Below are 13,037 nucleotides of genomic sequence, written 5' to 3'. Positions count from 1 at the left end.
TCAGCCTCCCCGCCGTGCCGGTGGCCCCGCGAACACCACGCCCGGTCCCCACCGGACCCCGTCGACCTTCGGGCCGCCGACGTCGCTCGCCTCGCCGCTCGGCTCGGCGGCCTGCGCGGTCCGCAGCCACCCGGTCCGGCGCAGCCGGCCGGAGCCGGTCACCCAGTAGAGGTGCCGACCCGCGACGAACATCCCCCGCACCCGCCGCGGCGCGAAACCGCCGACCCGGCGCGAGGCGACCAGCCGGTCGGCGCCGACGATGCCGCTCTGCGGGTTGAAGTACCGGTAGTGCAGGGCGCGCGAGCCGGCCAGGGTGAAGTAGATCCGGCCCCCGTCGTAGAACAGGCCGGTCACGGTGGCGAGCTCGGCGCGCCAGGCGAGCAGCGGGACCAGGCCGTCGGCGGCGGCCACCGGCTCGGGCGGCCCGTAGGTCATGCCGTCGAAGGCCCGCCGGGTGAACGAGCCGTCGCGCCCGGCGACGTAGAGCTGACCGCCCAGCAGGAAGGCGCCGGCTACGCCGGTCCAGTCCGGGCCGCCGGGGACGGTCGAGGGCGGTCCCGCGCGGCTGGCGCGATGGCTGCGGCGGACCAGCTCGCCGCCGCGGGCGCTGTAGACGGTGGCGAGGCGCCGCGGGGGCGCCAACGCCGCCGGGTAGGAGAGTCCGCCCGCCGGCAGCAGGGCGATCCGGGCGCGCACCTGGCCACCGATCCGGTCGGTGTCGGAGCCCACCCAGAGTCCCGCGCCGGTCGCCAGCAGGTCCCCGACACCGACGCCCTTGCTGCGCCCCGGATTCCAGGTGAACGGCAGGCCGTTGACCGGGCTGAGCGCGGCGATCCCCTCGCGGACCACCGCCCCGGGCCCCGCGGTGTTGGCCCCGAACGGGTTGTTGAGCCAACGCTGGTGGCCGCCGACGTACACCGCGCCGGCGGTCACCTCGACCGCCTGGAGGGTGTCGCCCCCGGTCGAGGCGATCCACGACGGCCGGGCCGCCCGGTCGGCGCCGCGGGTCTCGAAGCGGGCCACGCTGTCGCACGGCGACCCGGGCCCGCCGGGTCCCCCGGAGGTCGCGACGACGAAGTACGAGCCGTCCGGCGCGAAGTCGACGTCGCGGACGTAGCTGTAGTACTGGGCCTGGCAGGTGGCCGCGTAGAAGCGGGTGCGGAAGGACGTCACGGCGGCGCCGTGACGCAGGTCGAGCACGGCGAGCTGCGCGCGGCGCTCGCGCTGGACGGAGCGGAAGTTCCCCACCACGGCGAGATAGCGGCCGTTCGGGCTGAGGTCGATCCGGGTCACGGCGGTGCGGCCGAGGCCGTGGCGCGCCTGCCCGGCGAGGCGCACCTGCGGGGTGCTCCGGGTCCGTCCGGTGCGCGCCGCGAGGACCGCGAGCGCGCGCTGCTTGCGCCCGCCGATCCGGGTGAAGGCGCCCGCGACCCACAGCCGGTTGTGGCGCAGTCGCAGGTCCCGGACCGGGCCGTCGACCCGACCGGGGTCGAACGCCGGCACGACCGCACCACCCGCGAGCGCGACCTGCGCGAGGCCGGCGCGCGGCAGCCCGCCGATCGAGGAGAACTCCCCGCCGACGTACACGCTTCCGGACCGGCCCACCGTGACCGCCTCGACGACGCCGTCCGGGTCGGGGTGGAAGGCCGGGTCGATCCGGCCGGTCGCGGCGTCGAAGGCCAGGAGTCCCCGGCGCGGGAGCTCCACGTCGCTGCCGTCGTCGCGGGCTCGGGTGAAGCTGCCGCCGAGGACGATGGTGCCGCCGACCTGGGCGATGGCGAACACCTCGCCGTCGAGCACCTGCGGGGTGCCGGCGACCGGCTGCTCGCCGACCAGCACGCCGCCGCTCTCGGAGCCGGCCACGGCCGACCCGACCGGCGCCACCAGGCCCGCGGCGCCCGCGAGGGCGGCGACACAGGCCAGTGCGGCTGCGGTCCTCCTCATGGCGGCCTCCCCTCACCACGTGCCGGATCCGGGCGTTCAGGCGACAGTAGGACCGTCCCCCCGGGCCCTGGCCGGGTGCGCCATTAGTCCCCCAATATTGGTGAGCCGCCGCGAGCGGACGCCGGGTTCGCTTGGCCCATGACGTCCACCACGTCACCGGGTGACCGGCCCGGACGGGGACCGGAGGGCCGAGCCGAGCGCTGCTTCGTGGTCGGCATGGTCGGCCTGCCGGTGTGGTGGCTGCTGGGCCTGGCCTCGGTGGTGCCACTGCTGGTCGCCGTGGTGCTGCTGCTCGACCTGCGTCGGCGCCGGCGGGTCCTGGTGCCCAGCGGCTTCGGCTGGTGGCTGCTGTTCCTGGCCTGGGTGCTGCTCGGCGTGGGGACGCTCTGGGCCGCCGCACCGGGTGCCGTCGACGGCGGCGGCACCGGGCGCCTGCTGGTGTTCGGCTACCGGTTCTGCTGGTACGCCGCGTCCACCATCGTGCTGGTCTGGCTGGGCAACACGCCGGTCCACCGGCTCCCGGACCGGGTCGTGCACCGGGTGATGGCGACGGTCTTCGTGGTCGCCGTGGCCGGCGGCCTGCTCGGCCTGGTCGCCCCCGACCTGTCGATCACCACCCTCGCCGAGCGGGTGCTGCCCGGCGGCCTGCGCGCCAACGGCTTCGTGAGCACGCTGGTGTCCGCGCGGGCCTCGGACGTGCAGACGGTGCTCGGCGTGCCGGAGCCCCGGCCGAAGGCACCCTTCCCCTACACCAACACCTGGGGCAGCGTGATGTCCCTGGGCCTGGTGTTCTTCGTCGCGACCGTCGCCCGCTCCCGCTCGCGGCTGCGCCTGCTGGCGCCCGTCGTCCTCGTCCTGGCGGCGATCCCGGTCGTGTGGAGCCTGAACCGCGGCCTGTGGCTGGCGGTCGGCGGCTGCTGTGTCGGCCTGCTCGTGCTGCTGGCCACCCGGCGCCACCATGCCGCCCTCGCCGGGCTGGCCGTGGTCGTGATCGTCGGCGGCGTGGCGCTGACCAGCACCCCCCTCGGTACGACGATCGGCGAGCGCCTCAGCCACCCGCACAGCAACGAGCGCCGCTCCCAGCTGCTGGTCGCCACGGTCGACTCGATGACCTCGGGCTCGCCCGTCGTCGGCTTCGGCAGCACCCGCGACGTCGCGGGGACCTTCACCTCGATCGCCGGCGGCGCCAAGCCGGACTGCCCGGCGTGCGGCGTGCCTCCGCTCGGGACCCAGGGCCAGCTCTGGCTGGTGCTGTTCTCGCAGGGCTGGCTGGGCACCCTGTTCTTCCTGGCGTTCTTCGTGCTCGCGCTGCGCCGCACCTGGCGATGTCGCACGCTGAACCAGACCGTCGCGACCTTCGTGATCGGCGTCTTCCTGCTCCAGCTCTCGGTGTACGACACCATGGAGCTGCCGATGATGCTGGTGATGACGGCCATCGGCCTGGCCTGGCGCGAGCACGGCCAGGGCCACCGCCTGCAGCCCGCGGGCGCCCGGACCCTCGCGGTCGTGGCCGGCGCGGGCGTCCTCGGCGGCCTGGCCGGCGGCGCCGTCAGCCTCGGGCAGCAGCCGCAGCGTGCCAGCACCGCGACCGTCGCGCTCACCCCCTCGCCGACCTACCTCGACGTCGGCGAGTTCGCGCGGGAGGCCACGATCGGCGCCCGGGTCGACCAGCCCGTCGTCCAGCCGGTCGCCGCGACCGTGGACACCGAGGCCGCCCTGGTCCGCTCCGAGCGGGCCCTGGTCCGGGCCGGGCGACGGGTCGGGATGCCCGCGACCGAGCTGCGTGGCGACATCACCGTGGCCGCGCCGCCGCTGTCCACCGTGCTCGAGCTGACCCTCACCACGACCGCGGACCGCGATCCAGCGGCGGCGGCCCGCGCGGTGGCGCACGAGTACCTGACCGAGCGCCGTACCTACCTGGAGGACCGGCGCACCACCCTGGTCGCGCGGCTCCAGGAGCGGCTGGCCGCGATCGACCCCACCGATCCCGCCTGGGCGGCCACCCGGACCTACCTGCGGGCGGCGATCGACTACCTGACGACGCACCGGCCCGAGGCCGGGACCCTGATCCGGCTGGATCCCCCGCACGCGGTCGGCGCCCACCGTGGGGTCCCGGTCACCAGCGGGATCGCCCTCGGCGGGCTGGCCGGCCTGGTCGTCGTCCGGCTGCCGCGCCGGCGGGGCCGGCCCGAGAGGCCACGGAGAACCGAACAGCCGGCGCTCGGCCCGCCGGCCCCCGCAGAGGAGGTGCTGGTCCATGCAGGATGACACGTGGTACGACGGCTGGCCCGACGTCGACGTCGTGATCGCCACCCACGACCGACCGGTCATGGTGCGCGAGGCGATCGCCGCGGTGCTGGAGCAGGAGTATCCCGGCCGGATCCGGGTGATCGTGGTCTTCGACCGCTCCGAGCCCGACCCGCTGCTCGTCCGGACCACGGTCGAGCGCCGGGTCGACGTGGTGCGCAACACCCGGACCCCGGGGCTCGCCGGCGCGCGCAACAGCGGCATCCTCGCCGGTGACGGCGAGCTGGTCGCGTTCTGCGACGACGACGATCTCTGGCTGCCCACCAAGCTGCGCCGACAGGTCACCGCCCTGGCCGCCGGCGACGCGCCGACCTCGGTGACCGGCATCGAGGTGACCTACCAGGGCACCACCACCCGCCGGGTGCCGGCGCCCGCCGAGCTGGAGCTGCGGCACCTGGTCCGGCATCGCACGATGGCGGCGCACCCGTCCTCGGTCGTGGTCCGCCGCCCCGACCTGCTGGACCGGATCGGCCTCGTCGACGAGGAGATCCCCGGCAGCTACGGCGAGGACTTCGACTGGATGATCCGGGCCGCCCAGCAGGGCGGCTTCGCCCTCGTCGAGGCGCCGCTGGTGCGGGTCCGGTGGGGCGGCTCGCAGTTCTCGCAGCAGTGGGCCACCATCGCCGCGGCCATCGACTACGGGCTCGCCAAGCACCCGGTCTTCTTCGACGACCGGCGGGCGCTGGCCCGCGAGACCGGCCGGAAGGCGTTCGCCCTGGCCGCCCTCGGCCGGCGCGACGCGCTGCCCTGGGCCGCCCGCACCGCCTGGAGCTCTCCGCTGGAGCCGCGCGCGTACCTCGCCGCGGCCGTCGCCCTGCACCTGGTGAGCGCGGAGCGACTGCTCCACCTCGCCCACCGACGGGGGCACGGCATCTGAGCGCCGTCGCCCTGGCCCCGGCCGGCTTCCGTCTCCCCACCTTCCCGGCACTCCCGGCACGGCCGGGTCGGCTTACCCCAAATGGGGGAGGATATTGGCCCCGTTCCCTGGTCCCGGTTCCAATCGAGCCGAAGACAACAGAGAACGAGGGCCGTGGCTTCGCTCGAGCGGCCCCGGACATCCGGGGAGGTGGCGTCGTGCAGGACGCCGAGAAGACAGCAATGAAGAAGACCGGCCTGAGCCGATGGCTCTGGCTGCCCGTCCTGGCGGCGGTGCTGATGACCAGCGCCGTCGCGGCCGTGCCGACGTCGGCCCAGGTCGGCGCGAGCACCCAGGAGGCGGTCCCCACGGGGACCTTCGAGTCCCACCTGGACGGCTTCGCCGGCGTCGCCGGCAGCCGGGTCAAGCTCTCCCGCACCGGCGCGGGACGCAACCACAGCCGGGCGCTGGTCGTGCGCACCACGAAGCACGGACCGGCCGCGGCGGTCGGCAGGCACGAGTTCGGCGGCGCCCACGCCAAGGGCACGGCGTACGTCATCCGCGCCTGGGTGCGCAGCACCGGCCAGCGCCCCGTCGCGCTGCGGGTCCGCGAGGTCAAGAAGCACACCCTGCAGACCAAGACCAAGCAGGTGAAGGCCCAGGGCCGGGGCTGGACCCGGATCAAGGTGCGGATGACGGCGAAGGCCGCGGACTCGGTGTTCAAGCTCCGCTTCCGCACGCCCCTGTTGAAGTCCTCGCAGCGCCTGCTCGTGGACGACCTGCGGGTCACCCCGCGCGGGGGCAAGGGCGGCAAGGGCACGGCCGGCACGCTGAGCAACGGCTGCAGCCGCACGGCGCGCGGCATCCCGTCGTGCGGCACGTACATCGGCGCCGCGCACGGCGGCAACACCGACCCGACCGCGCTCGAGCAGCAGCTCGGCAGCAAGCTCGCGGTCCGGCGGACGTACTACACCGGCACCGGCGTCGCCAGCGCCGTCAAGAACGCCACGACCGACCTGGCGGCCGGCCGGCTGCCGTGGATCAGCTTCAAGCCGCCGTACAGCTGGACCGAGATGGCCGACGGCAAGGGCGACGCCTGGGCGACCGACCTGGCCCAGCGGCTGGCCGCGCTGAACGGCCCGGTCTGGGTGGCCTTCCACCACGAGCCCGAGAACGACGGCGACATCCAGGAGTGGCGCCGGATGCAGGAGCACCTCGCTCCGATCCTGCGCGACAACGCGCCGAACGTGGCGTTCACGGTCATCGTGACCGGGTGGCACCAGTTCTACGGCGACCCGCAGTACAGCCTGGCGAACATCTGGCCGCGGGGCGTCAAGGTCGACGTCGCGGGCTTCGACATCTACCAGGAGTACGGCTCGGTCAAGAACGGTAAGCAGGACCTGCGGTGGGTCGACATGCCCGGCTACTTCCAGAAGATCGCGGCCTGGGCCCGCACCGTCGGCGTCGACTGGGCGCTCGGCGAGACCGGGATCACCGACAAGGCGGCCATCGACCGGCCGACCGAGATCGCGAACACGGTGCGGAGCATGGAGGACTTCGGCGGGATCGCCTACTCCTACTTCGACAGTGAGCTCAACAGCACCGCGCCGTGGACGCTCAGCACCCCGGAGAAGCGCAACGAGTTCGCCCAGGTGCTGGCCGGGTCGCCCCGGCTGCGCTGACCGCACGCCCTCGCGAGCGCCTGGCCCCGATCAGCTCGGGGTCAGGCGCTCGAGCGCGACCAGGGTCTGCATGGCGCGCGGCGAGATGTGCTCGCCGCCGGGTACGTCGACCAGGCGCAGGTACCGGGTGAGGATCGCCACCAGGTAGAGCAGGCTGGTGACATGCGGCCCGCCCCCCAGGCTGCGGTCGCGGTACGACGCGAAGCCGAGCGCCCGGAGCACCCCCTCGGTCGAGGCGGGCACGCCGGCGTTGAGCGCGTTGACGACGTAGTGCAGCGCGTCGAGACCCAGCGGCACGCCGGTCTCGAAGCGCTCCCAGTCCCACAGCAGCACCCGATCGCCGGCGACGGCCATGTTCCACGGGGTCCAGTCGCCGTGCCAGGCGCCCCAGCTCAGCTCGCGGCGGCCGACGATCGCGTCGACCCGCTCGAGCGCCCGGCCGAACCGGCCACGCAGCACGGGATCGGCCAGCGCGCCGGTCGCCTCCCACTGCCGGTGCCACCAGGCGGAGTCGCCGAGCCGGCCGTCGGGCGAGGCGAAGGTGCTCGCGAGCTCGCTCATCGCCTCCTCGGGCGGCGTCCAGGAGCGCCGGCGGCGGCGCCACGGCGAGGGCTGAAGGGGGCCGATGAGCAGGACCGGGTGCCCGGCCCACGACGTCCGGGCCAGCAGCGGCGGCGGCACCAGGTGCCGGTAGTCCACCGCGGTCACCGTCGCCAGCGCCCGGCCCTCGGCGGTGACGTCGGCGCAGGTGTTCTCCGACCAGCCGACCTTGGCGAACGCCCGGCACCGGCCCTCCTCGTCGAAGACCTGCAGCACCGGCTTCCGGTTCACCCGGGCGGTGCCGATGCTGATGCTGAAGCTCACCGGCGTCCCCAGCACCTCCGAGAGGTGCTCGGCCAGCCCGTCCTGCCCTCCGCGGACCTCGACCCGCTGCCGGAGCAGCCCGGGCACCGCCCGCACCGCGGCGCCGGCGGCCACGCGGGAGGTCGTCTCCCACCACGACGAGGCGGTGCTGAACCGCCGCAGCGACGCCCCGGCGGCCGTCGCCGACTCGACGGGCACCAGGACGGTGGGCGCGTCGCCCCGGCTGAGCAGGGCGTAGCGGGCGCGGACCGGGCGGCCATCGCCCGCTGTCCCCGCCGGGACCAGGTCGGCACCGGGCCACAGCTCGGCCGCGGTCTCCAGCAGCTCGCTGGGCGCCGCCCTCACCGGTGCTCCCGGTCCTCGGCGCGGGTGCAGACGAACAGGTGCCGCCCGTAGTTGTCGGCGTACGGGCCGACGGCGTCGCGGTCGGGACCGAGGTCGAGGACCTGGTCGAAGGTGGTGTGGGTGCGGAGGAACTCGCGGATGTGGTCGGGATTCCAGCCGCGCAGCGACTTGCGGAACCAGTGCTCGTGCTCCTGGCCGGTGTCGAGGAAGAGCACCCGCCGCGTCGACTTGTCGAGCAGCCGCACCAGCTCGACCTCGTCGCAGGCGCCACGCCCGAGCACGAAGTGGTGCAGCAGGCTGAAGCAGGACACCACGTCCCACTGCTCGTGGGTCCCGCGCAGGACGTCCACGACGTCACCGATCCGGATCCGGCCCGGGTCCACGCCGTACACCAGCCGGCCCAGGGTCGCCCCGAGCGGGTCGCGCTCGATGCCCTCGGCCGCCATCCCGCGCTCCGCGAGCTGGCCGACGAACCAGCCGTAGCAGCTCGCGACGTCGAGGTAGCTGCCCTCGAGGAGGCCGCGCGGGCGCAGGTAGCTCTCCATCGCCTCCAGCCGGTCGACGCAGCAGCGCACGACCGGCCATTGCGCCGCGAGCTCGGGCGAGTCGACCGGCTGGTACAGCTCCCGGCCGCCCTCGAGCCACGACATCTGGTGCAGCAGGTCCTGCAGCGGCGTGCTGACCTTCCCGCGCCGCACCCGCACCGGCACCGTGCTCTCCCCCGCCGCCCCGGCGAGCGCGATCCGGTGATGGCCGTCGATCACCTGGAAGCAGCTGGAGTCCGCGACGGGTACGACGAGCACCGGCTGGCCCGGCGGGGAGTGCATCACCCCCGTCGGCACCGCCGTCGGCTCGCCGGCCGCGCGGGCCAGGAACTGCCGGGCGTGGGCCAGGATGCCGGCGTCGTCCACCGCGGCAAAGTAGACGCCGGTGTGGCGGATGCAGGCCCGCGCCATCCGCGCGTAGGGAGAGCCGAGGATGTCGCGGTCCGACTGCTCCGGGCCCCGGGCGAGGAGCTGGGCGTGGGGTCCCTCGACCACCCGGCGCGAGGGCCACAGCGGGTCCATCAGCGCCGTGGCGAAGGCCTGCGCGGTCATCCCGTTCTGGCCGCCGAGCAGCAGGTGCGAGAGCCGCACCTCGCGGATGCCCGGATGCCAGCGGGTGCCCCGGGCCAGTCGGTGTCGGGCGGGGGCGGAGAGAACGGTCATCGGGGTGCTTCCTTTCGCCAGCTGGGCACTCGGCCGAGGAGCTCGGCGAGGGAGGCGTCGTGGTCGTCGTAGTGCCGGCGCAGCCGCTCCTCGAGCTCCGGCGGCAGCGGCGCGCCCGGCCGCTCGTTCCACCGGCCGACCCGCTCGGGCCGGTGCACCGGCAGGCCGAGACGGCGCTGCAGGTCGACGTACACCGGGACGGGGTCGGCGAACAGCTCGTCGGCCTCGACGACGTGCACCCGGTCCGGGCCGAGCGCGGCGACGAAGCGGCGCAGCTGCGCGGCGTACTCGCCGCGTTGGAGGTAGGCGTGGTGGCGGTGCGCGAAGCTCACCGCGCCCGGGTCGGCGGCGAGCAGCGCGGTGGCGTCGGCCGTCCGCTGCTCCTCGCGCTCGACGGCGTCGGCGAACGACAGCGTCTCGAACCCGCGGGCCAGCTCGTGCCGGTGCGCGGAGTGAGCCCGGGCCACCGGGTCGCGGACCATCGCCACCACCTGGACGCCGGGCAGGTCGCGGGCGATCCGGGCCGCGGCGAGCGGGTGGAAGAGGTAGTAGCCGCTGCACTCGAAGCTGGTCCGGCGCCACCGGCCGGGGCGGCGCAGCGGGAAGTGGGCCCGGTACCAGCGCCGGCCGTGCGCGTAGCCGTCGTCGAAGTAGCCGGTCCCCTTGTCCACGGTGGGCCGGCACAGCCGGGGATGCTCGCTCAGCAGCCGGAACAAGGTGGTGGTCCCGGCCCGCTGGGCGCCGACCACGATGACGCCCGGCTCCTCGCGCAGATCGGCGGTCAGCCAGCCCCAGCCGAGGAGGACGGCCCGGGCCGCGCGCACGGCCGGCTCCGGGAGCCGCTGCCTTGCCCGCCCGGCCAGGGTCCGTACGCCGCTCATGCCGCCGCCACTCCGCCTCGCCGGCCGGCGAGGAACAGGTCGACGGCGAGCCGGGTCCGCAGTCGCCACACCACGGCGGCGTAGCCGAGGCCGACGAGCGCCGACGCCAGCAGCCAGCCGGGCGACGAGAGTCCGCCGACGAGCTCGAGGGCGGCGAGCGGGAGTCCCACGCAGGCCAGCGGCACCACCGCCGCCAGCAGCAGCTGGCGGCGGCCGGGCAGCAGGCCGATGTCGCCCCGGACCTGGACCACCGCGAGCGCGCAGCGGACGACGACCGCGACCGCCCAGGCGAGCGCCGCCCCCGCGATGCCCAGCCGCGGGACCAGCAGCAGGCACCCGCCGACGTCGATCGCCAGCGCGGTGAGGGTGTTGCCGAGGCTGCGGGCGCTGCGCCCGGTCATCAGCAGCAGGGTGTCGACGGGCCCGGAGGCGACGGCGACCAACATCCCGCCGGCCATCACCAGGGCGACCGTGCGCGCGTCCCCGGTCGTGTACGCCGACCCGAACCAGCCGAGATAGGCCAGGGGTGCCGCCGCCACGCACAGGTACACCGGCCACGCCAGCAGCACGCTCCAGCACGTGGTCACCGCGAACACCCGGCTGAGCAGCGCCCGCCGAGCGGTGCTGTCACCCTCGGCGTCGGCCCGCACCAGGATCAGCGTGAACCGCGGCTGCACCACCGAGGACACCGCCTGGTTGGCGAGCTGCCCGAACACCACGAACCGGGTCGCCACGGTGTAGACCGCCGCGTCCGCGGGCGAGAGCAGCCACGCGACCAGCACGATGTCGAGCCGCTGCACCCCGACCTGCGCGACCCGGGCCGCCGCCCGCGCCCAGGTGAACCCCCAGAACTCGCGGGCGGTGACCTCCGCGCCCGGGCCGCTCGCCGCGGGGCTCGCCCGCAGCACGCGGTGCAGGGCGCGCACGGCGAGCACCGCGCTCAGCAGGTACGCCGACCCCCAGGCGAGCGCCAGCGCGGCGCCGGGCAGGCCGGCGACGACCACGGCGCTCACCAGCACGATCTGCACGGCGGGACGCACGATCCGGTCGATCAGGACGGCCGAGCGGAAGGTCGCGTGCGCCTGGACGGCGGCCACGCACAGGTCGGAGGCGGCCGCGAGCGGCAGCGCCCAGACCAGCCACCGGGTGTCCGGCCACCAGGCCGCCAGGGCCAGCGCCAGCCCGCCGGCCACCGCGAGGACCGGCAGCGCCGCCATCGCGACCAGCCGCCGGACGACGGCCGGTCGGTCGGTCCGCAGCACGAAGCGGGCCAGGCCGGTGTCGGTGCCGAGTCCCGCGGCGGCGAGGGCGACCAGGAAGATCGCGGTGGCCGCGAAGAACCGGCCCGCGGGATCCGGGGCGACGCCGCGCGTGACCACGAGCACCAGCCCGAAGCCGGCGACCGTGCTGAGCACCGCGCCGGCCAGGGTGGCCGTGCTCCCCCGCGCGACCGCGCGCAGGTGGTGGGCCTCGAGCTCCCGAAGGCTCGGCGCGCTCAGGTCCGTCACGACTCGTCCTCGCGGCCGTGGGTGAGGATCAGCCCCGCCACGACCGACCCGGCCCGCTCGACGTCGGCGGCCAGCGTCGCGAGGTCGGCCTGCGTCGCCGTCCCCTGCGTCACCTCGGCCACGACGACCGTCGAGGCGGCGAGGACCGCGCGGCCGACCGTCGTACCGAGGCCGGGCGAGCGGAGCAGCACCAGGTCGGCGCGCTTGGCGAGCTCGGCGAGGCTGCGGCGCATCTCCGCCGAGGCGGCGAGGTCGTCGAGACCGTCGGGAGGCGCCGCGTCCGGGCCGTCGGTGGGTACGTCGAGGGGCCGCAGCCGGTTGCGGAAGTGCCCGTCCTCGACCAGCACGTCGGCGACGACCGCGTCCTGGAGGACCAGCTCGGCCATCGCCTGGCGGTCCGCCCGCCGGGTCAGGTCGACGGCGACCACCTCGTAACGGGCCCGGACGAAGGAGTCGACCAGGGCCGGGAAGGCGATCGAGGTGCCGCCCGCGACCGCGCCCACGGCGACGACGGGGGGCCGGTCCGAACCGACGGCGAGCACCACGGACCGCGCGTGGGCGATCACGTCGCTGTCGGCCCGGACCGGGGTCCAGAGCTCACCGAGGACGGTCGGTCCCGCGGTGTCGAGGTCGTCGAGGTGGCGCACCACGTCGGGGGCCGCACCGGTCCTGCGGACCACGGCGATCGCCAGCACCAGCACGGCCGCGAGGGCCCCGGCGAGGCCGCCGACGCGTCCGGGTGAGCCCCACAGCCCGGCTCCGACGACCTGGCCCGGCGTCACCACCTGCCCGGGGTCGAGCGCCACCGCCTGGGCCGCGGCCAGCTGGGCCCGCAGCGAGCTGATCTGGACCACGACCTCCTGCACCTGCTGCTGGATCAGCGCCCGCTCGGGCGCGTCGCTGCGGAGCTGGTCGAGATGGGCGACGGCCGCGTCGCGCTCGTCCTCGCGGTTCTTCACCAGCTCCTCGAGCCGGGAGGTCTGCTCGTAGACGGCCGACTCGGTGCGCGAGCGCCGGAACTTCAAGAACACGTCGCCGAACGCCGAGGCCCGGGCCACCGCGGTGGCGTCGTCGGGCCCGCGTGCGGTGATCTGGAGCAGCTGGGTGTTGGGCGGGACGCTCACCGTCACCGCCGCGAGCAGGTCGGCCGGCGTACCGCCCTCGTGGAGCTGGTCCAGGACGGCGCGCGCGACGGTGTCGGAGCGAAGCACCTGCGCCTCGGTCTCCAGGTTGACCAGGTCGTCGCCGCGACCACCGGGGCTGTAGGCGTTGCCCTCCAGCGGGTGCAGCATGATCGTCGCCGTCCCGAGGTGCTCGTGGCTGCGGTGCTGTGCCCAGCCCCACGCCGCGGTCGCCGCCAGCAGCCCCGCGAGCAGGGCGAGGGCGACGACTCGCAGGGGGACGATGCGGCGCTGCTCCACGTCCACCTCCCCGGTCTCGGT

The 13,037-nt window shown here is 75.3% G+C and carries 9 protein-coding genes; 3 read left to right on the top strand and 6 right to left on the bottom strand.

Annotated features, from left to right (window positions below):
* Nucleotides 1-1,944, bottom strand: a complete 1,944-nt coding sequence (locus JOD66_RS16635; protein ID WP_204837966.1) for a hypothetical protein — start codon at nt 1,942-1,944, stop codon at nt 1-3.
* Nucleotides 1,945-2,082: 138 nt separating this feature from the next.
* Between JOD66_RS16635 and JOD66_RS16630 the strand changes: the two genes are divergently transcribed.
* The 3 genes from JOD66_RS16630 to JOD66_RS16620 all read left to right on the top strand — a co-directional run bounded on the left by JOD66_RS16630 (nt 2,083) and on the right by JOD66_RS16620 (nt 6,789).
* On the top strand, nt 2,083-4,212 hold the full coding sequence (locus JOD66_RS16630; protein WP_204837965.1) for an O-antigen ligase family protein: 2,130 nt from the start codon (nt 2,083-2,085) through the stop codon (nt 4,210-4,212).
* Nucleotides 4,202-5,128 (top strand): glycosyltransferase family 2 protein, encoded by a 927-nt coding sequence (locus JOD66_RS16625; RefSeq protein WP_204837964.1) that lies wholly within the window; start codon nt 4,202-4,204, stop codon nt 5,126-5,128. Before JOD66_RS16630 ends, JOD66_RS16625 begins: the two co-directional genes overlap by 11 nt.
* 197 nt (nt 5,129-5,325) lie before the next feature.
* On the top strand, nt 5,326-6,789 hold the full coding sequence (locus tag JOD66_RS16620; RefSeq protein ID WP_204837963.1) for a carbohydrate binding domain-containing protein: 1,464 nt from the start codon (nt 5,326-5,328) through the stop codon (nt 6,787-6,789).
* Nucleotides 6,790-6,819: 30 nt separating this feature from the next.
* Here JOD66_RS16620 and JOD66_RS16615 read toward each other — a convergent pair whose 3' ends face one another.
* Genes JOD66_RS16615 through JOD66_RS16595 form a run of 5 tightly spaced genes read right to left on the bottom strand, consistent with a single transcriptional unit; the run spans nt 6,820 to nt 13,016 of the window.
* Nucleotides 6,820-7,998, bottom strand: coding sequence for an aminoglycoside phosphotransferase/kinase family protein (locus JOD66_RS16615; protein ID WP_204837962.1), 1,179 nt, complete (start codon nt 7,996-7,998; stop codon nt 6,820-6,822).
* Nucleotides 7,995-9,206, bottom strand: coding sequence for a class I SAM-dependent methyltransferase (locus JOD66_RS16610; RefSeq protein WP_204837961.1), 1,212 nt, complete (start codon nt 9,204-9,206; stop codon nt 7,995-7,997). The genes JOD66_RS16615 and JOD66_RS16610 overlap by 4 nt, the downstream gene beginning before the upstream one ends.
* On the bottom strand, nt 9,203-10,087 hold the full coding sequence (locus JOD66_RS16605; protein WP_204837960.1) for a sulfotransferase family protein: 885 nt from the start codon (nt 10,085-10,087) through the stop codon (nt 9,203-9,205). The genes JOD66_RS16610 and JOD66_RS16605 overlap by 4 nt, the downstream gene beginning before the upstream one ends.
* Entirely contained in the window at nt 10,084-11,595 is a 1,512-nt protein-coding gene (locus JOD66_RS16600) for a lipopolysaccharide biosynthesis protein (protein WP_204837959.1), read from the bottom strand. The genes JOD66_RS16605 and JOD66_RS16600 overlap by 4 nt, the downstream gene beginning before the upstream one ends.
* Nucleotides 11,592-13,016, bottom strand: coding sequence for a YveK family protein (locus JOD66_RS16595; protein ID WP_204837958.1), 1,425 nt, complete (start codon nt 13,014-13,016; stop codon nt 11,592-11,594). The genes JOD66_RS16600 and JOD66_RS16595 overlap by 4 nt, the downstream gene beginning before the upstream one ends.
* Between the last annotated feature and the right edge of the window lie 21 nt (nt 13,017-13,037).

The sequence above is a fragment of the Nocardioides nitrophenolicus genome, assembly GCF_016907515.1.
GTDB classification, from domain to species: domain Bacteria; phylum Actinomycetota; class Actinomycetes; order Propionibacteriales; family Nocardioidaceae; genus Nocardioides; species Nocardioides nitrophenolicus.
Note: the sequence above shows the minus strand (reverse complement) of the source record. Positions and strands in the feature narration are given on the sequence as shown.

Bases quoted from the DNA above. Each gene is read 5' to 3' on its own strand.
- JOD66_RS16635 (WP_204837966.1), bottom strand. From the start codon at position 1,944: ATGAGGAGGACCGCAGCCGCACTGGCCTGTGTCGCCGCCCTCGCGGGC.
- JOD66_RS16630 (WP_204837965.1), top strand. From the start codon at position 2,083: ATGACGTCCACCACGTCACCGGGTGACCGGCCCGGACGGGGACCGGAG.
- JOD66_RS16625 (WP_204837964.1), top strand. From the start codon at position 4,202: ATGCAGGATGACACGTGGTACGACGGCTGGCCCGACGTCGACGTCGTG.
- JOD66_RS16610 (WP_204837961.1), bottom strand. From the start codon at position 9,206: ATGACCGTTCTCTCCGCCCCCGCCCGACACCGACTGGCCCGGGGCACC.
- JOD66_RS16605 (WP_204837960.1), bottom strand. From the start codon at position 10,087: ATGAGCGGCGTACGGACCCTGGCCGGGCGGGCAAGGCAGCGGCTCCCG.